The sequence below is a fragment of the Flavobacterium ardleyense genome (genome assembly GCF_033547075.1).
GTDB lineage: Bacteria > Bacteroidota > Bacteroidia > Flavobacteriales > Flavobacteriaceae > Flavobacterium > Flavobacterium ardleyense_A.
The window spans coordinates 482,875-502,084 of sequence record NZ_CP137891.1; the positions used below are offsets into that span (position 1 = coordinate 482,875).

The following is a 19,210-nucleotide window of genomic DNA, read 5'->3' on the forward strand; positions in this document are numbered from 1 at the left end:
CGCTCTCAATCCGATCAAACTTACTCTTTACATAAAACAAAAAAACGCTCTGTTTTGCAACAGAACGTTTTCCTTAAAAATATAATTTGACTAGAACTGCCTACTACAATTCTAATGCTTTTTGAATGTTATTGTCCATCAATAATTCAGCTGGACTTTCTAATCCTTCTTTGATCGCCACTAAGAATCCAACAGACTCTTTTCCATCAATGATACGGTGATCATAAGATAATGCCAAGTACATCATTGGGTGAATTTCAACTTTACCATTTACCGCGATTGGTCTTTCGATAATGTTGTGCATTCCAAGAATTCCAGATTGTGGAGGGTTGATAATTGGCGTAGAAAGCATACTTCCAAAAACACCACCATTTGAAATAGTGAATGTTCCACCAGTCATATCATCAACCGTAATTTGTCCGTCACGAGCTCTAATTGCAAGACGTTTAATTTCTGCTTCGATACCTCTAAAAGTTAGATTTTCGGCATTGCGAACTACAGGAACCATAAGTCCTTTTGGTCCAGAAACTGCTACCGAGATATCACAGAAATCGTAAGCGATTTTGTAATCTCCATCGATCATTGAATTTACGTCTGGATACATTTGCAATGCTCTAGTCACTGCTTTTGTAAAGAAAGACATATATCCAAGAGTTACACCTCCGTGTTTTGCTTTGAAAGCTTCTTTGTATTCATTACGCAATTTGTTAATTGGCGTCATGTTTACTTCGTTGAAAGTAGTCAGCATCGCAGATTCGTTTTTCGCTGAAACCAATCTTTCTGCTACTTTACGTCTCAACATAGACAATTTTTTACGCTCAGATCCTCTGTTTCCTCCGGTTGGAGTTCCCATTGATGGAACTGCATTTTGCGCATCGTCTTGAGTAATACGACCATCTTTACCAGTTCCTGTTACAGATGCTGCATCGATGTTTTTCTCAGCCAATACTTTTTTCGCTGCTGGAGATGGTGTCCCAGATGCGTATGTTTTTTCTGCTACTGGAGCAGTTTCTTTTGGTTTTTCTGGAGCTGGAGCTGCTTTAGTTTCAGCCTTTGGAGCTTCTTCTTTCGCTGCTTCTTCTTTTGGAGCTGCATCATTTTTGCCTTCTGTATCAATTAGGCAAACTACTTGACCTACTTGTACTGCATCGCCTTCCTCTGCTTTTAGCGTGATAATTCCCGCTGCTTCTGCAGGCAATTCTAAGGTAGCTTTATCAGAATCAACCTCAGCAATGGCTTGGTCTTTTTCTACATAATCGCCGTCCTTTACTAGCCAGGTTGCAATTTCTACTTCTGTAATCGATTCTCCTGGTGAAGGAACTTTCATTTCTAAAATCATATTCTTATAATTTTATATTATTTATTTTATTTTAAAGTGGTCGTGTTTTCTAGTTATCTAGCCCTGATAGCAGCGGCATCCTTTTTCTTTTTTTCTTAGAAAAAAGAAAAAGATACAGCGGATAGCAGGAAATAGCTCCTAAATAAAATTAATTAGATGCTTCCTTGTCAAATACCATTTCAACCGCCCTTGCGTGACGTGCTTTTGCTCTTGCGTAGCTTCCTGCTGCCGGTGCGCTATATGCTTTTAATGATGCTAATCTTAACTTGACTAGATCAAAATGCATCAACATATGGCTGTAGGCTCCCATGTTTTTAGGCTCCTCTTGTGCCCAAACGTAATCGTCTGCATTTGGATACGAAGCTATAATTGCTTTTAACTGCTCTACTGGTAACGGAAAAAGTTGCTCAATACGCACTAATGCTACATCATTCCTACCTTTCTCTTCGCGTGCTGCGAGCAAATCGTAATAGAATTTTCCAGTACAAAACACAAGTGATTTTACTGCGGCTTTATCAACTGTAGTATCATCTAGAGTTTCTTGGAAATGACCATTAGCAAATTCATCAACCGACGAAACTACTAGTGGATGACGCAACAAACTCTTAGGTGTAAACACGATAAGTGGCTTGCGGTAACTTGTTTTCATCTGTCTTCTTAACAGGTGGAAGAAATTTGCTGGCGTGGTACAATCTGCAACAAACATATTCTCGCTTGCACACATTTGTAGGTAGCGCTCCATTCTTGCTGATGAGTGCTCTGCTCCTTGTCCTTCATAACCATGAGGTAGTAAAAGTACAATTCCGTTTTGATTATTCCATTTTTGCTCTGCGGCCGAAATATATTGATCAGCCATAATTTGTGCTCCATTTGAGAAATCTCCAAATTGAGCTTCCCAAATAGTAAGAGTATTAGGACTTGCTAAAGCATATCCATAATCAAAACCTACGACTCCGTACTCAGAAAGCAATGAATTGTAGATATGAAAGTTTCCTTTTTGATTTTTTAAATTTTGAAGCGGAATAATTTCTTCTTCAGAATCTTCTGTTTTTACTACCGCGTGACGATGGGAGAAAGTACCTCTCTCTACGTCCTGCCCCGAAATTCTAACATCAAAACCTTCTGTAAGCAAACTTCCGTAAGCTAGTAATTCGGCCATAGCCCAATCAAGTTTGTCTGTATCAAACATTGTGCGTCTATCACCAATCAATCTCTTGATTTTATTGATAAACTTTTTATCTTCTGGCAGTTTTGTAATAACCTCAGCTACATCTTCTAAAACTTGAAGTGATACTGTAGTGTCTACACGCTCCAACATTTGTTCTTGATGTACTTGATTAAAACCTTGCCATTCATTTTGCATAAAAGGCGTAATGACGGTCAAGTTTTTTTTGCGCGACGCTTCTAGATTTTCTTCTAAAGCATCTTTGTATTTTGTCTCAATTTCTTTGACATACCCTTCATTAATAATTCCCTCGCTAATTAATTTGGCAGCGTAAATATCACGTGAACTTGTATGTTTTGAAATTAATGAATATAATTTAGGTTGAGTAAACTTAGGCTCATCACCTTCGTTATGCCCATATTTACGGTATCCTAGAAGATCGATAAACACATCACTTCCAAATTCCATACGGAAATCTAAGGCAAAAAGCATTGCGTGAACAACCGCTTCTACGTCGTCTGCATTAACGTGCAAGACTGGAGACCCAGTAACTTTGGCAATATCGGTACAGTAAGTAGATGAGCGAGCGTCTAGATAATCCGTAGTAAATCCTACTTGATTATTAACCACCACATGAATTGTTCCACCGGTTTTGTAGCCTTCAAGATTTGCCATTTGCACAATTTCGTAAACGATCCCTTGTCCAGCAATTGCCGCATCACCGTGAAGTGCGATTGGAAGTACTTTTTTGGTATCAGATGCAAAATGCTGCTCTTGCTTAGCTCTTGTTATTCCTTCGATCACGGCGCCTACTGTTTCAAGGTGCGATGGATTTGGGGCAAGATTTATATTTATATTTTTACCTGATTTTGATTTGCGGTCAGAAGTTAATCCTAAATGGTATTTAACGTCACCATCAAAAAGAACATCGTCATCATAATCTTTCCCATCAAATTCTGAAAAGATATCTTGAGTAGATTTTCCAAAGATATTTGCCAAAACACTCAAACGACCACGGTGTGCCATTCCCATTACAAACTGCTCTACACCTTTTTCTGCTGCTGCATCAATAAGCGCGTCGAGTCCCGGGATTAAAGATTCTCCACCTTCGAGTGAAAAACGTTTTTGTCCTACATATTTGGTATGCAAAAAAGTTTCGAAAGAAACAGCTTCATTTAATTTACCTAAAATATGCTTTTTTTGGTCTGCATCAAATTTTGGTTGATTGTCATTGTATCCTATTCTATCTTGAATCCACTGGATCACTGCTGGATTTCGGTGGTACATATACTCAATACCGATAGAGTGACAGTAAATTTTGTTTAGGTGACTTAAAATCTCCTCAAGTGTGCAAGGTTGCAATTTCATTGCTTGCGCTGCATCAAAAACAGTATTAAGATCGGCACCCGAAAGCCCAAAATTCTCTATAGCTAGTGATGGCTCGTATTGTCTGCGCTCGCGAATAGGATTTGTTTTGGTAAACAAGTGACCTCTATTTCTGTAAGCATCTATGAGTTTAAGAACATTGAATTCCTTTTGCAATTTGTCCGAAACAAATGAGCAATCCATCGTTCCGTTGGCAACTTCTGCCATTTGCTGAACGTGACTTTCATCTTTGGCTGCGGATGCTCCAAAATCGAATCCTTGAAAAAAACTTCTCCAGCTTGCCTCGACACTGTCCGGATTTTCAAGATACTGTTCGTATAATTCGGCAAAAAAGTCAGTGTGTGCTGCGTTTAAAAATGAAAACCTATCCATATTTTTTTTGAATATACTAAGTTGTTAAAGTAGTTAGGCAAAAGTACAATAATTGAAATAGAATCTGAATAATTTTAAATACTTTTATGTTTTAATAACCATAAGACAGAAAAAATGATAAAAGTCAGCACCCTTCGATACCAATTACTTATTTCTGCGGTATTTGTCGTTTTAGGATTTTCTAACATTCAAGCGCAGAATATTGCTCCAAAAGCAAAAAGTGATTTCTGGCAACGTGTGCAATTTGGTGGAGGCTTAGGCTTAAGCTTCGGTAATAAATATACCAATATTTCGGTAGCACCAGGAGCTATTTATAACTTTAATGATTATTTTGCAATTGGTCTCGGCGCTCAATATTCCTATATAAACCAGAAACCGTACGTATTTAACGCTAATCAAACTGTCGAGTACACTAGCAATCTTTACGGAGGAAGTGTTATAGCCTTGTTTAATCCTATACAATCCATTCAGCTTTCTGCCGAAATAGAACAATTGCGGGTCAATACCGAGAGAAAAGTGATTACAAATGCAATAGTGCAAAATATAAATGATGACTTCTGGAATACTGCTTTGTTTTTAGGCGCAGGATATCGAACGAGAAATGTTACAATTGGCGCTCGTTATAATGTACTGCATGAAAAAAGCAAGAATGTATATTCTGAACCGTTTATGCCTTTTGTAAGAGTTTACTTTTAAAAAATATTTAAGAGCTATATTTATGACGAAACCATACCTTTTGCCATTCTCTTTTTAATAATAAAAAAGCTACTTGTTCAGAAAGTTCAGACAGATCTGATCCGTCGAGTTTCTTAATTTCTTCTTCGCTTACATCGACGATATACAAAAGGTTGAGATACTCGGCGAATTTGTATTGAATAAGGCGGTAAATTTTCTCGTGAAGCTGAATCTTTAATTCACTTGGAGTTGTGCTTTTGGGAAAATCTATTGCTTCATTTGCTAAGTTAAAATCTTTGTTAACTTGACTTAGCAAAGCAGCGTAAAGCATTTCTGTTTCAGCTTGTGACAGAAGTTGGTCTATGGTGGCGGGCATTGTAAACATTTCCATTATTTTAGACAGTACGCTTCATTAAATTTTTACCAAATTGATGAAGAATATTTTTCTTATCTGCATCAATATTTATACTTTTAAGAATTTCGAAAGCTTTTTGGGTGTACTCTTCAATTCCTTTTAAAGCTTCTTTGGCAGCGCCACTGGATAAGAACAGCATTTTAACTGCTTCTACTTTTTCCTGATTTCCGTGATTTTGAGCAGTGAAATATTTTTTGAGTTCTACAGTTTCCGATTTAGATCCAAATTCCAAAGCTTTTAGATATAAATAGGTTTTTTTATTTTCGATGATATCACCGCCAATTTGCTTACCAAAATTTTCTGGATTGCCAAAAGCATCAAGATAGTCGTCTTGAATTTGGAAAGCGATTCCTAGGTTTAAACCAAAATTATAAATTGCAGCACAATCCTCTTTTGAAGCATTTGCGATAATGGCGCCCATTTCCATTGCGGCGGCAACTAAAACTGCGGTCTTATATTCGATCATTTTCAGATAGTCCTTCAGAAGTACTTTTTCCGAATTTTCAAAATCTATATCCCATTGTTGCCCTTCGCATACCTGAAGTGCGGTCCTACTAAACAATTTGGCCAAAGCCAAAAAAACTTTAGGCTCATAATCTTCAAAATATTGGTAGGCCAAAATCAACATCGCATCTCCAGAAAGAATCGCAGTGGTAGTATTCCATTTCTCATGAACTGTTGGCTGACCGCGACGCACTGGCGCAGCATCCATTATGTCATCGTGAACAAGTGAGAAATTATGAAAAACTTCAATGGCAATTGCAGCAGAAAGTGCATCCTTATAAGATGCTCCAAAAATTTCGGCAGTGAGCAAGGTTAAAACTGGACGAAGTCTTTTGCCTCCTAAATTCATGATATAACGAATTGGCGCATAGAGATTGTCCGGTTCTCTATTAAGTGTTTCTTGTTTTATTCTGTCTAGAAAAAAGGAGCGATAAGCTTCTATTGTATGCATTGAGTTTGAATTTGTGGCTAAATTAACCAAACCCTTCAGAATGGCAGACAAATGAGAATGTTAAATTAATCAAAATACTTTGGAAACTATTTCGGTACATAAAGTTTCTGAATTACTTTTGCACTCTGAAATTGTGTATTATGAAGGAGAAAATTATAACAAAGGCGACGGATTTATTTTTGAAACTTGGTTTTAAAAGTATTACGATGGATGATTTGGCGACAGAGATGTCTATTTCCAAAAAGACTATTTATAAGTATTTTGAAAATAAAGAAGTTTTGGTTGCCGAATGTACAGAGAATTCACATAAGATTTTTAGAGGCTTGATGCAGGAAGTTGCCAATAGCAGTTTTAATGCGATTGAAGAAAATTTTGAAATTAGAAAGATCTTTAAAACTATTTTTAGCTTGGGCGAAACATCACCTTTGTACCAACTAAGAAAGTACTATCCATCTATCTATGAAAAAGTTTTAGAGCAGGAAAATCTCGAAGGAGTTCAATTTATGCGAAACAATCTTGCCAAAGGAATCGATCAGGGATATTATAGGGCAGATATTGATATTGAGATGACCGCCCGACTTTATTTTATTTTATGTTTTGCTATAAACGAAAGCATCCATTTAGAAAAAGATAGTCAGCAGATGGAATATGGCGCATTGGAATATCACACACGATCGATTGCTACCGAAAAAGGAATTTTAGAATTAGAAAAACAACTGAATATCCACCAATAGATAATTACTAATGAAAAAAGTATTTTTAATAAGTGCCATTTTGCTACAATTCTTCGCTCAGGCGCAGGAAGTAAAAGTGCTCAGCCTAAAAGAGGCGATCAATTACGCGCTACAAAATAAAATAGAGGCCAAAAAAGCCCAACTTGATGTAGAAAATAGCGAATACCTAATTCAGGAAGTTCGTTCTAGAGCTTTACCGCAGATATCTGTAAATGGTGCTTTAAATTACAACCCGATCGTGCAAGAAACTGCTTTGCCCGGAGAAGTTTTTGGCCAGCCAGGAACTACTGTTATAATTCCGTTTGGCCAAGAATGGTCAAGTACTGGGACTGTTTCTGTAACTCAAGCACTGTTTGATTACTCAGTTTTTACAGGACTGAAAGCCGCGAAATCAACTAGAGAATTTTATAAAGTCAATAAGGAGCTTACAGATGAGCAAGTAATTGAGCGTGTTGCAAGTGCATATTATCAAATTTATATTCAAAAGCAAAAGCTTACGATTATTGATAGCACCATCAATAACACCACCCGCGTTAAAAACATTATAAAAGGTCAGTATGAAAATGGTTTGGCTAAGAAAATTGATTTAGATCGAACTACAGTAAAACTTTCGAATATTATTTCGCAACGCCAACAGATCGTAAGCGCAGTTGAGCAGCAAGAAAATTCTCTAAAATTTCTTATCGGAATGCCGATACAGACCAACATCGAATTGCCAGAAGCAGATTTGAAAGCGCCTGCGGTTTTACTTCCAGAAACGCCCGATATGAGTAAGAGAACCGAATATCGATTACTCAAGCAACAGGAAGAACTACTTAATTACGAAAGAAAATCGATTGTTGCAACGTATTATCCAACCCTTAGCCTTGCAGGAAACTACGGCTATCAAGGGCAAGGAAGAGAATTTCCTCTTGGCGGAAAGCCAGCTGATGGGGTTTATTGGTCAGACTTTGCCACACTTGGTCTAAATCTTCGAATTCCAATTTTTACAGGATTTGCAACAAGATCGAGAGTAAGACAATCGGATATTAAACTTAAAAAAGTTTTAGCAGATTTAGAAGACACTCAGTTGGGACTAGATTTAGCCTACAACAACGCCAAGGCAAGAATTGAGAATACGCTAATCACGATTGATTCGCAAAAAGAAAATGTGGATTTGGCTCAGCTAGTTTTAGATAATACACGTAATAATTATCAACAAGGCTTAACTCCATTGACTGACTTACTCGATGCAGAAAATGCTTTAACCGATGCTAAAAACTCTTATTCAAATTCTTTATTAGAGTATAAATTAGCAGAAATTCAATTAATCAAATCACAAGGAGAACTTAAAACACTTTTAAACTAGTAACCGATGAAAAAAATAATATATATCGTAATTGGAGTAGCTTTGGTAGCTGCCGTTGTTTTTACTTTAGTGGGCAATAAAAAACAAAACGCTGCCGATGTAGCTATTGTAGCAGAAAAAAGCGCTTCGGTTGCAGTTCGTGTTGATACCATTGGAACTGCAGCTGTGGAGACAGATTTTGTAGCAAACGGAAATTTTGAACCATCACAATCATTAACTTTTTCTGCAGAAAATTCAGGCCGAGTAACAAGAGTACTTGTAGAAGAAGGAAGTTCAGTAAGAATTGGACAAACTCTAGCTATTATCAAAGGAGATAGACTTTCTGTTGATGTAAATAATGCAAAAGCGGCTTACGAAAATGCAGTTGCAGATCGTCAACGCTACGAAAATGCTTTTGCAACTGGAGGTGTAACCCAACAACAATTGGAGCAAGCAAAACTCGCTGCCGTTAATGCAAAAGCGCGTTTGTCTCAGGCAAATATTTCTTTTGGAGACGCTACAATCAAATCGTCTATTAATGGTGTCGTAAATAAAAAGCATATCGAACCAGGATCTGTCGTTTCGCCTGGAACTCCATTATTTGATCTTGTAAATATTTCGACTTTAAAATTAAAAGTTACCGTAAACGAAGGACAGATTACAACGCTTAAAAAAGGAGATAAAGTAGATGTAAAAGCTTCGGTTTTTCCAAATGACTCATTTGAAGGTAAAATTACTTTCATCGCTCCAGTGGCAGATGCTTCTTTAAGTTTCCCTGTAGAAATTGAAATCGCAAAAAATCCAGATAATAAATTGAAAGCTGGAATGTACGGAACAGCCACTTTTGTGACTAGCAATACTGATGCTGCAAAAAGTCAAATCAAAACTGCGCCAAGAAGTGCATTCGTAGGAAGTGTTTCTAGTAACCAAGTATTTGTGGTAAAAGATGGAACTGCACTCTTAACGAAAGTAGTATCAGGAAGAATTCTTGGAGACAAAGTGGAAATTCTTGACGGACTTAATGACGGTGATGTTGTAGTTACCAGCGGACAAATAAACTTGAGCGACAGTACGAAAGTGGATGTTGTTAAATAATTTAGTTATAAAACTATAGATTCCTATGAAATTAGTAGATATATCCATTAAAAGACCTTCCCTAATTATTGTATTATTTATAATACTATTAGTGGGTGGTATCTTCAGCTACAGTCAGCTGAGCTATGAACTGATCCCAAAGTTTGAAGTAAACGTGGTGACAGTTTCAACAATCTATCCAGGTGCTTCGCCAGGAGAGGTTGAAAATACGGTTACCAAAAAGTTAGAAGATGCGGTTTCTACCCTTGAGAACGTAAAGAAAATTGAATCTAAGTCGTACGAGAGCCTTTCGGTGGTGATGATTACATTAACCTCAGATGCCGATGCCGATTATTCTTTGAATGATGCGCAACGAAAGATTAACGCAGTACTTAAAGATTTGCCAGAAGATGTAGATCCACCATCCTTAAGTAAATTCTCTTTGAGCGATTTGCCAATTATGACCATCGGTGCCACCGCAAATATGGACGATGTTGAGTTTTATGACCTTTTGGACAAGAAAATTCAGCCAATTTTATCACGTGTGCAAGGTGTTGCTCAAGTAAATCTTGTGGGTGGTCAAGAGAGAGAAATTCAAGTAAGTCTTGATGCAGAAAAGCTTAAAGGTTTTGGACTTTCTATCCCTCAAATTCAGCAAGCGGTGTTGAGTTCAAATCTTGACTTCCCTACTGGAAATATCAAGACACGAGAAAATAGTACTTTGATTCGTCTTTCTGGAAAATATAAAGATGTTCAAGAACTTAGAAATCTTGTGGTTTCATCTCAAAACGGAATTCAAATTAGACTTTCGGATGTTGCAGATGTTCAAGATAGTCAGAAAGAAGTAGATAAAATTTCCAGAGTAAATCAGCAAAGTTCGATTATTCTTCAAGTTGTAAAACAATCTGATGCCAATGCAGTATCGGTAAGTGAGCAGACAAACGCAACAATCCAAAGGCTTCAAGCAGAATATAAAGATGCAGGTTTAAAGTTGAGCGTTGCCAACGATAGTAGTCAGTTTACTTTGGCTGCAGCCAATTCCGTAATGCACGATTTATTTATTGCAGTAGCACTTGTGGCATTCGTAATGTTATTTTTCCTTCATAGTTTTAGAAATGCACTGATCGTAATGGTATCTATTCCGATATCGCTAATAGCAACTTTTATCGGAATCTATTTGATGGGTTATACCTTAAACTTAATGAGTTTACTTGGATTGTCACTTGTGGTAGGTATTCTTGTGGATGATGCTATTGTGGTATTAGAAAATATTCACAGGCATATGGAAATGGGTAAAAATAAAGTTCGAGCTGCTTACGACGGAGCTTCCGAAATTGGATTCACTGTAGTTGCCATTACGCTGGTTATTGTGGTTGTATTCTTGCCAATTGCGATGAGCACAGGATTGGTTTCGAATATTATCACGCAATTTTGTGTAACGGTAATTATCGCAACACTTCTTTCATTACTAACCTCCTTTACTATAGTGCCGTGGTTGTTTTCTAGATATGGAAAATTAGAACATTTGACTAATAAGTCTGTTTTTGGACGTGTAGTCCTTGCTTTCGAAAGAGGTTTAGATAGCTTTACTCATACAGTTACAAATATCTTAAACTGGTCATTGAAGCATAAGATTGCCACATTGTTAATCGTTGTTGCCATATTTGTCGGGTCACTTTTACTACCAATATTCGGATTTGTGGGGGGAGAATTTTTTGCCAAAACAGACAAAGGAGAATTCCTAGTTCAGATTGAGCTTCCAAAAGATGCAAGTATTGAGCAAACCAATTTTATGACTCAAAAGGCAGAGGCTTTCTTACGTAAAAATTCAGATATTGTCGACTTAATTACTACAATAGGTCAGACAAGTGAAGGAATGGGAGCTTCACAATCAACAGCATACAAATCTGAAATTCACGTTAAGCTAGTCGAAAAAGATGAACGTGAAGACAACTCGTTTATTTTTGCTGCCAAGATAAAAAGAACTTTAGAAAAAGAGCTTGTTGGCGCAAAAGTTAAAACAGTTCCGATGGGATTATTAGGAGCAGATCAGGCGCCAATTGCCCTGACTGTAACTGGTCCAGATCTAGAAGGCGTTATGGATTTTGCCACAAAAGCTGCGGCAAAATTATCTAAGATTGATGGAGCATCAGAAGTCAAATTAACATCCGAAGATGGAAATCCCGAAATCAATGTCCAAGTTGACCGCGATAAAATGGCTGCTCTCGGATTGTCACTTTCAACAGTGGGTATGACAATGCAAACTGCCTTTAGTGGTAACACTGACGGAAAATTTAGAGCTGGAGAATATGAGTACGACATTAATATTAGGTATGACGAGTATGACCGTTCTAGCATCACAGATGTAAGTAATATCGTGTTTACCAACAACCAACAACAGCAAATTAAGCTCTCTCAATTTGCAAGCATCACTCAAAGTTCAGGTCCATCAATGCTCGAGCGTCGTGACAAGAGTACTGCTGTAACTATTCAGGCACAAACTGTGGGTAGGCCAACCGGATCTGTAGCTGCAGATTGGGAAGCACAGTTTACAGAAATGGAAAGACCAACGGGAGTTAACTACGTTTGGGGCGGTGATATGGAAAATCAGACAGAAGGTTTTGGTACTTTAGGATTTGCGATGATTGCTGCAATTTTGTTGGTATATCTAGTGATGGTTGCACTTTACGATAGTTTTATCACGCCATTTGTCGTATTATTCTCGATTCCTTTATCATTTATTGGAGCACTTCTCGCACTTGCTTTGACGAACAACTCACTGAACATCTTTACCATTTTGGGTATCATTATGTTGATTGGTCTGGTCTGTAAGAATGCCATTTTGCTGGTCGATTTCGCCAATCACAGAAAAGCCGAAGGTGAAAACACACACAATGCACTTGTTCAAGCCAACCACGCTAGGCTTCGTCCAATTTTGATGACCACGATCGCGATGGTCTTCGGGATGTTGCCAATTGCTCTTGCAAATGGTGCTGCTGCCGAAATGAACAACGGTCTTGCATGGGTAATTATCGGTGGATTGCTTTCATCTTTATTCCTAACCTTGATTATCGTTCCGGTTGTTTACGCGATTTTTGATAGTATTCAAGCACGTTTCAACCGTGGTAAAGAACCTTCAAACTATCCAGAATTAATGGTTGCAGATTACGTTCCGGCAGAAATTAGTGAAGATGGTTTTACTACTAAGCACACATAAATTTCAAAATATATCATTAAGAAACCTCAGTTTTACGCTGAGGTTTTTTTTTACGCTTTCGCGAAATGTATCAGGGTTGAAAGACGATTAGTCTACTTTTTATAAGTGAACTTTTCATAGGAAGTGGGGATTTTTTGAGTTTGCTTCGGTTGAAGGTGTATTGGATAATTGAGGATACTTCATCTGTTCACGACTATCGTCGAGGCAATAATGAGATCCTTCTTTCGTCAGGATGTCAAGTTTACCAATAAGTCTTACGGACGAAGTTTGCGAAAAAACCATAAGCTACTTAACCTCAGGTTTAATCTTAAATCGTATAGGAACCTTTCCATTCATACCCGCAAGATTTGTCATTTCGACGAAGGAGAAATCACATAATATAAGTTTGTAAATCCTCTATGAAATATTTTAATTTTAAAAAATTGCATCCAAAAACTAAGAGCTTTTTTTGAGTCTTACTATGTGATTTGCTTCGCCAGTTCGCTTTACTCGGGTCTCCAGTTGATCGAAATGACAATTCGGAGGAAGTGGTTTGCGAAAATGGTATATGGAGAAACCAGTGCTACTGAACTTTAAATTTTTTACCTAATGCTTTTTGGAACTTTTGGCTCCTACAATCCAGCTTTGTCATTTCGACTTAAGGAGACCCTAGCTTTTGCACATTGGCAAAGCAAATTACATAAAGTAAGTCTACGAGTGCTTCGCTTAATTGTTAAATTTAAAAAATGTATTATTCTTTTAAAAGTACTTAAGTATTGAACTATGTGATTCTTTGAATCTCGTTCAAAATGATAAATCATTAATGTTTGTTTGCAAAGTCGAAAAGCGCTTGCGCAATATTTTTTTATAGAAAAATTATTAATTGTACGCTATTTATCCGTACATTTATTGAAATTAAAATTTTTGAGTTATGCCAACTAAAGAAACTAATCAACAAGAAAAAGCACGATTCGACACTCGTTTAAGTAAAGAGCAAAAATTAATGTTTGAAAAAGCTGCACTTATTGGAGGATACAGAAATTTAACCGATTTTGTAGTTTCGGCTGTTCAAGAAAAAGCCAAAGAAATTATATTGCAAAAAGAGCAGGTTATCGCTTCTCAAAGAGATGCGGAACTATTTTTTAATGCAATCACCAATGCGCCAAAACCCAATAAAGACTTGGTTGATGCTGTATCTGAGTACAATAATCAATTATCCAAATGATATACTTAACCGAAAGTTTAAATTCAAACCACAGAAAAAAAGAATTTTCTTCTGGCAATGATATGCTTGATAATTATTTTCGGAATCAGGCAAGTCAAGATATAAAGCGGAAACTATCCGCTTGTTTTGTACTCAACGACGAAGTTTCAAATTTGATTAAAGGTTTTTATACTTTGGCAAATAATAGCATAACACAAGATTTGATTCCGCAAGAATTTCAAAAAAAACTTCCTTTTTCTTATAAATCTATTCCTACAACTTTATTGGGGCGATTAGCAATTGATAAAAGATTTCAAAAGCAAGGAGTCGGAAAACTTCTCTTAGTCGATGCATTAAATCGTAGTTACGAAATTTCAAAATCCATCGGTTCATTTGCAGTTATCGTTGATCCAATCGATAATGATGCAGAAAACTTTTACGACAAGTATGGTTTCATAAAATTACCCGACAGCGGAAAAATGTTTTTACCGATGAATACAATTAAGACTTTATTTGAATAGGCAATTTTAAAACACCTTTTGCTGACAAGGAATTTTTACCTTTTTACAACTGATATTGAGTATCTAATTAAGATGCTTCGTCAGTTCGCTTTGCTCGTACCTTCATTTGTTAGGATGACAAATTTACGAGTATGGTTTGCGGAAAAAGGTAATTCTCAACTTTTATTTTTATCCCCAATCTTATTGGAACTTTTCAATTCATATTCGCAAGATTTGTCATTTCGACGAAGGAGAAATCACATAAAGTAAGTCTTCGAGTGCTTCACTCGATTGTTAATTTTAATAAAATGTATTGTTCTTTTAAAAGTACTTAAGCTTTGTATTATGTGATTTGCTTCGCCAATTCGCTTTGCTCGGGTCTCCCTTAGGTCGAAATGACAAGTTTGCGAACGTACTTAGTTACTATTTCATCTGAAATAAAAAATTATTTACCGTTTTACTGCTAAAACTTAGTCCCTAATGAGATCCTTCCTTCGTCAGGATGACAAGTTTGCGCGCAAGGCTTACGATTGATCACGATCAGCCATCCAAAATAAATTCGGTGAAAGCCAAAAAAAATCAGCTGCAGAAAACTTCCACAGCTGATTCTATATTTCAAACTTTCCTTAACGCAAACTCTCCCTCTCCTTTACAATAGTCTATCATCCAAGGTTCTAGCTCCCCCTCCTTCGGAGGGGGATGGGGGGAGGATGGGCTGGGGTGAGGATTATCCTTTCAATAATCCATCCAAAACCTGCACCAATCTCGGCTCTGAAGGTCTTGGCGCATTAGGATCAAGAATATTTCCTTTTGGATCAATTAAGATAAAACGTGGAATTCCAGAGATACCTAATTGTTTAACTAACTCAGAATTCCAATCGCCTTCAGCAAGAAGCTGAACGCCACCAAGTGATTTATCTTTTACCAGATTTTTCCATTTATCGTAATCTTTTTTAGCATCAATTGAGATACTTACAAATTCGATATTTTTACCGTGGTATTTCTTTTCGATTTCTTGCAAATGCGGAATCTCTACACGACAAGGACCACACCAAGTTGCCCAAACATCAACATAAACGTATTTTCCTTTAAAATCAGAAAGTTTTGTAGTTCCACCTTTATGGTTTTCGAAAGCTGTTGCCGGTGCTGGTTTTCCAACAAGAGCTTTTACAACTTGATTTTGCTCATACATCATTAGCATCATCTGCGCTTGTTGCTTAACAGAAGCGCCAAGTTTCTGGCTAAATTCTGCATCAATTCCAGTTGCTGTTAAAGCTGCTTCGGTCGAAGCGGTAGATTTTGCAAGTTTAGAAGCAAAATCATCTTTTGTTGCTGTATCCATCATCGCATCAAGTTCAGCATTAGCACGAAGGAAATTCACTAGAATATTATTTTCTTTCGAACCATTTCCAGAGTACATAATCGACTCATCAAATTTCTTTGCATCCATTTTTAGAACCAGATCATATCCAGGCTGCAAAAACATTTGAGTGTATTCGGCACCGTCAGACATTTGGTAAACACCTTTAGGCGCATTAAAAGTTTTCTCGAAAACTCCTTTATTATTCACAACGATTTTCTCCAAAAGACTTTGTGACTGTATATAAATGGTGTCGCTGTTTCTGTTGGCAATCTCTGCTTTAAATTTCATTGTCGCCGTTTGCGCGAAACCTGCTGTGCAACCAACAAGTAGTAATAAAACTAATTTCTTCATAATAAGTATTGTATATTTTTAGTAAAATTAAAATTTATAATCTGCTATAGCACATCAACTACTTATAATTTATAGATATTTTAGTGTATTTTGAAACTGATCTAGAGCTTTCGAACTAAAATCTTTCAACTTTAAAGCTTCAAAAGTTATCCAAACATCAAACTAATCCATATTTTTGCAACTTAAAAATTTTTCCTATGTACAGAAGTCATAATTGCGGAGAGCTGAACGCTACGCATATCAATACAGAAGTTACACTTGCCGGATGGGTTCAGAAATCGCGCGACAAAGGATTTATGAATTGGGTAGATTTACGTGACAGATACGGTATTACGCAACTGATTTTCGACGAAAGTCGTACAGAAAAATCGGTTTTTGAACTTGCTAAAACGCTAGGCCGTGAATTTGTAATTCAGGCAACTGGAACCGTAATTGAGCGTGAAGCCAAAAACAAAAATATTCCAACTGGAGAAATTGAAATTCTAGTTACAAAACTTACTATACTCAACGCATCAATCACGCCTCCTTTTACAATTGAGGACGAAACTGATGGTGGCGAAGACATCCGAATGAAATTCCGTTACTTGGACATCCGACGAAATCCTGTAAAAAACAGCCTTCTTTTCCGTCATAAAGTAGCAATGGAAGTTCGCAAATACTTATCAGATTTAGATTTCTGTGAGGTTGAAACTCCTTACTTAATTAAGTCAACACCCGAAGGTGCTCGCGACTTCGTGGTGCCTTCACGTATGAATGCAGGACAATTTTACGCGTTGCCACAATCGCCACAAACTTTCAAACAATTATTGATGGTTGGTGGAATGGACAAATATTTCCAAATCGTGAAATGTTTTCGTGACGAAGATCTTCGCGCAGACAGACAGCCTGAATTTACTCAAATTGACTGCGAAATGGCTTTTGTAGACCAAGAAGATATTCTGAATATTTTTGAAGGACTTACCAGACATTTACTTCTTGAAATCAATGGTGTCGAAGTGGAGAAATTCCCTCGTATTACCTACGATTACGCGATGAAAACTTACGGAAACGACAAGCCAGATATTCGTTTTGATATGAAATTTGCCGAGTTAAATGAAATTGCACAACACAAAGAATTCCCAGTTTTCAATGCTGCCGAATTAGTTGTGGGAATCGCAGTTCCAAAAGCAGGAATTTATACCCGTAAGGAAATCGATGCACTTATCGAGTGGATCAAACGTCCACAAGTAGGCGCTACGGGAATGGTTTATGTGAAATGTAACGACGACGGAACCTATAAATCTTCGGTAGATAAATTCTACGATCAGGAAGATCTTGCGGCTTGGGCGAAAGCTACGGGCGCGGTTGCCGGCGATATGATTATGGTACTTTCTGGACCAGCGGACAAAACTCGTACTCAATTATCAGCGTTGCGAATGGAGCTTGCCACGAGATTAGGATTGAGAGATCCAAAGGTTTTCGCACCACTTTGGGTAGTCGATTTCCCACTATTGGAATTTGACGAAGAAAGCGGAAGATACCACGCAATGCACCACCCTTTTACCTCTCCAAAGCCAGAGGATATGCATCTTTTGGACACCGAGCCAGGAAAAGTTCGTGCAAATGCCTACGATATGGTCTTGAACGGAAACGAAATTGGCGGTGGTTCAATCAGAATTCACGACAAAGCGACTCAGCAATTAATGTTCAAATACCTTGGATTTACTGAGGAAGAAGCCAAAAATCAGTTTGGATTCTTGATGGACGCATTTCAATATGGCGCGCCTCCTCACGGTGGTTTGGCCTTTGGTTTGGACAGATTGGTTGCCATTTTGGGCGGCCAGGAAACCATCCGTGACTTCATTGCTTTCCCAAAAAACAATTCAGGCCGCGATGTAATGATCGATGCGCCAGCTACGATTGACGACAAGCAATTAGCCGAATTATCGATTGCGGTTACCGCAAAATAAAATGTGATATAGTCGAAGCAATAGCGACATACTTATAAAGAGCAGAATCAAATTCATTTTTGGTTCTGCTTTTTCTTTTTAGATCGAAATAATGATTTTTTGGGCGAGCCCTTCGCCAGAACGACTATGCAAAATAGAAGCAGTAATCTGGCTCAGGTCGGGCTTTCCGTTCCCAATCTTTCTTGTAGCTTTTGCTCTGCAAAGCCACAAGAAAGGATTTGCTACGCCAGTTCGCTTTGCTCGGGTCCATTGTAATCCCTCTCGCGGGGATTGAGGTAAGATTGAAGTTTTTATTGAGGTTGGTGTGAGGTAAATTGGTGGAGTATTTGCAAAAACTCATTAGATGAAGGAAATACTAATTAATTTTATTTATATTTCAATTTTGAATAATAAAATTTACAAATCATATAGGACTGTGATAAATCAAACAATAGTAGAACTTAATTCCGAAAGTGCAATTTTGGCGTTATCAACACTTGACTCTATCAAAACTAATTTTGACATATCTCCACAGGAATTCATCACATATGCGGAAACTGATTTGGCGAATGACTATTCACATAATACTATAAACGCATTATCAAACGCAAAACGAGCTTTAGATTGTCAGTTGGACTCAATATTAATACTGCTTGGATACTATAATCTCTCTCAAAAAAAGTTTTGGAGTTTTCCTAAAAAAGTAGAGTTGATTAACGACTTAGGAATTATAGCGCCTAACATTCTTAGAAAAATAAACAAACAAAGAAATCTGCTTGAACACCAGTTTGTAAAACCGAGCAGGGAAGATGTTGAAGATTTTTTAGACATCACAACGCTTTTTATTTCAAGTACTAAAATATTTACATTAAATTTTCCTTCTATAATGCATATACACGACAGAAATGTTGAAAAAATCTATATTTTGGAGAACGAGTATGAACATTCGCAGATTAATATATTTGTATACAAGTTCAAAGATTACTTGCCTATTTATCCATCGCAAATAAAAGAGACGGAAACAGATTTACTTGAAAAGCGATCATTCTCTATTATTGATAATGACTATAATCAACTTTTAAAATATTATTTAAATCTAATAAAGAAGTAATAAAAATAAAGGATTTTAAGTAGTCTTCCCTGAGAAAAGAAATCATTTAATTATATTAAAATTATAGCGTATAACATTTATATTAATAGATCATAAATTTCAGATAGACTTAATT

14 protein-coding genes are annotated in these 19,210 nt (G+C 37.0%); 9 read left to right on the top strand and 5 right to left on the bottom strand.

What is annotated here, in order from left to right:
- Positions 1-103: 103 nt before the first annotated feature.
- Together odhB and SBO79_RS02155 are read right to left on the bottom strand one after the other, a co-directional pair.
- The gene (odhB, locus tag SBO79_RS02150) at positions 104-1,339 is read right to left on the bottom strand and encodes a 2-oxoglutarate dehydrogenase complex dihydrolipoyllysine-residue succinyltransferase (RefSeq protein WP_318641429.1); all 1,236 of its coding nucleotides are present in this window, start codon (positions 1,337-1,339) and stop codon (positions 104-106) included.
- 148 nt (positions 1,340-1,487) lie between these two features.
- Entirely contained in the window at positions 1,488-4,262 is a 2,775-nt protein-coding gene (locus SBO79_RS02155) for a 2-oxoglutarate dehydrogenase E1 component (protein ID WP_318641431.1), read from the bottom strand.
- Between the two features lie 114 nt (positions 4,263-4,376).
- On the opposite strand from SBO79_RS02155, the gene SBO79_RS02160 reads away from it, so the two are divergent.
- Positions 4,377-4,958, top strand: coding sequence for a hypothetical protein (locus tag SBO79_RS02160; protein ID WP_318641433.1), 582 nt, complete (start codon positions 4,377-4,379; stop codon positions 4,956-4,958).
- 7 nt (positions 4,959-4,965) lie between these two features.
- Here the strand turns inward: SBO79_RS02160 and SBO79_RS02165 are convergent, their stop codons facing one another.
- Positions 4,966-5,322 carry a hypothetical protein gene (locus tag SBO79_RS02165; protein WP_318643395.1) on the bottom strand — a complete coding sequence of 119 codons (357 nt, stop codon included), beginning with the start codon at positions 5,320-5,322 and terminating at the stop codon, positions 4,966-4,968.
- Positions 5,323-5,332: 10 nt separating this feature from the next.
- Entirely contained in the window at positions 5,333-6,307 is a 975-nt protein-coding gene (locus SBO79_RS02170; RefSeq protein ID WP_318641435.1) for a polyprenyl synthetase family protein, read from the bottom strand.
- Positions 6,308-6,447: 140 nt separating this feature from the next.
- Between SBO79_RS02170 and SBO79_RS02175 the strand changes: the two genes are divergently transcribed.
- The 6 genes from SBO79_RS02175 to SBO79_RS02200 all read left to right on the top strand — a co-directional run bounded on the left by SBO79_RS02175 (position 6,448) and on the right by SBO79_RS02200 (position 14,363).
- On the top strand, positions 6,448-7,041 hold the full coding sequence (locus SBO79_RS02175; RefSeq protein WP_318641437.1) for a TetR/AcrR family transcriptional regulator: 594 nt from the start codon (positions 6,448-6,450) through the stop codon (positions 7,039-7,041).
- A gap of 10 nt (positions 7,042-7,051) precedes the next feature.
- Positions 7,052-8,389, top strand: a complete 1,338-nt coding sequence (locus SBO79_RS02180) for a TolC family protein (protein WP_318641439.1) — start codon at positions 7,052-7,054, stop codon at positions 8,387-8,389.
- A gap of 6 nt (positions 8,390-8,395) precedes the next feature.
- Positions 8,396-9,463 (top strand): efflux RND transporter periplasmic adaptor subunit, encoded by a 1,068-nt coding sequence (locus SBO79_RS02185; protein WP_318641441.1) that lies wholly within the window; start codon positions 8,396-8,398, stop codon positions 9,461-9,463.
- 25 nt (positions 9,464-9,488) lie between these two features.
- Positions 9,489-12,659 (top strand): efflux RND transporter permease subunit, encoded by a 3,171-nt coding sequence (locus tag SBO79_RS02190; RefSeq protein ID WP_318641443.1) that lies wholly within the window; start codon positions 9,489-9,491, stop codon positions 12,657-12,659.
- 910 nt (positions 12,660-13,569) lie between these two features.
- Entirely contained in the window at positions 13,570-13,863 is a 294-nt protein-coding gene (locus SBO79_RS02195) for a type II toxin-antitoxin system TacA family antitoxin (protein ID WP_318641445.1), read from the top strand.
- Positions 13,860-14,363: a GNAT family N-acetyltransferase gene (locus SBO79_RS02200; RefSeq protein ID WP_318641447.1), complete on the top strand. Its 504-nt coding sequence runs from the start codon at positions 13,860-13,862 to the stop codon at positions 14,361-14,363. Before SBO79_RS02195 ends, SBO79_RS02200 begins: the two co-directional genes overlap by 4 nt.
- A gap of 706 nt (positions 14,364-15,069) precedes the next feature.
- Here SBO79_RS02200 and SBO79_RS02205 read toward each other — a convergent pair.
- Positions 15,070-16,056, bottom strand: coding sequence for a TlpA family protein disulfide reductase (locus tag SBO79_RS02205; protein ID WP_318641449.1), 987 nt, complete (start codon positions 16,054-16,056; stop codon positions 15,070-15,072).
- A gap of 197 nt (positions 16,057-16,253) precedes the next feature.
- Between SBO79_RS02205 and aspS the strand changes: the two genes are divergently transcribed.
- Both aspS and SBO79_RS02215 read left to right on the top strand, forming a co-directional pair.
- Complete coding sequence (gene aspS, locus SBO79_RS02210) at positions 16,254-18,005, top strand: aspartate--tRNA ligase (protein ID WP_318641451.1); 1,752 nt, start codon at positions 16,254-16,256, stop codon at positions 18,003-18,005.
- A 343-nt stretch (positions 18,006-18,348) separates the two neighbouring features.
- A complete protein-coding gene (locus SBO79_RS02215) occupies positions 18,349-19,095 on the top strand; it encodes a hypothetical protein (protein WP_318641453.1) in 747 nt (248 codons plus the stop codon).
- Positions 19,096-19,210: the final 115 nt, after the last annotated feature.

Bases quoted from the DNA above. Each gene is read 5' to 3' on its own strand.
- SBO79_RS02180 (WP_318641439.1), top strand. From the start codon at position 7,052: ATGAAAAAAGTATTTTTAATAAGTGCCATTTTGCTACAATTCTTCGCT.
- SBO79_RS02185 (WP_318641441.1), top strand. From the start codon at position 8,396: ATGAAAAAAATAATATATATCGTAATTGGAGTAGCTTTGGTAGCTGCC.
- SBO79_RS02200 (WP_318641447.1), top strand. From the start codon at position 13,860: ATGATATACTTAACCGAAAGTTTAAATTCAAACCACAGAAAAAAAGAA.
- SBO79_RS02165 (WP_318643395.1), bottom strand. From the start codon at position 5,322: ATGTTTACAATGCCCGCCACCATAGACCAACTTCTGTCACAAGCTGAA.
- SBO79_RS02215 (WP_318641453.1), top strand. From the start codon at position 18,349: ATGAAGGAAATACTAATTAATTTTATTTATATTTCAATTTTGAATAAT.
- SBO79_RS02195 (WP_318641445.1), top strand. From the start codon at position 13,570: ATGCCAACTAAAGAAACTAATCAACAAGAAAAAGCACGATTCGACACT.
- odhB (WP_318641429.1), bottom strand. From the start codon at position 1,339: ATGATTTTAGAAATGAAAGTTCCTTCACCAGGAGAATCGATTACAGAA.
- SBO79_RS02190 (WP_318641443.1), top strand. From the start codon at position 9,489: ATGAAATTAGTAGATATATCCATTAAAAGACCTTCCCTAATTATTGTA.
- SBO79_RS02205 (WP_318641449.1), bottom strand. From the start codon at position 16,056: ATGAAGAAATTAGTTTTATTACTACTTGTTGGTTGCACAGCAGGTTTC.
- aspS (WP_318641451.1), top strand. From the start codon at position 16,254: ATGTACAGAAGTCATAATTGCGGAGAGCTGAACGCTACGCATATCAAT.
- SBO79_RS02155 (WP_318641431.1), bottom strand. From the start codon at position 4,262: ATGGATAGGTTTTCATTTTTAAACGCAGCACACACTGACTTTTTTGCC.
- SBO79_RS02175 (WP_318641437.1), top strand. From the start codon at position 6,448: ATGAAGGAGAAAATTATAACAAAGGCGACGGATTTATTTTTGAAACTT.
- SBO79_RS02160 (WP_318641433.1), top strand. From the start codon at position 4,377: ATGATAAAAGTCAGCACCCTTCGATACCAATTACTTATTTCTGCGGTA.
- SBO79_RS02170 (WP_318641435.1), bottom strand. From the start codon at position 6,307: ATGCATACAATAGAAGCTTATCGCTCCTTTTTTCTAGACAGAATAAAA.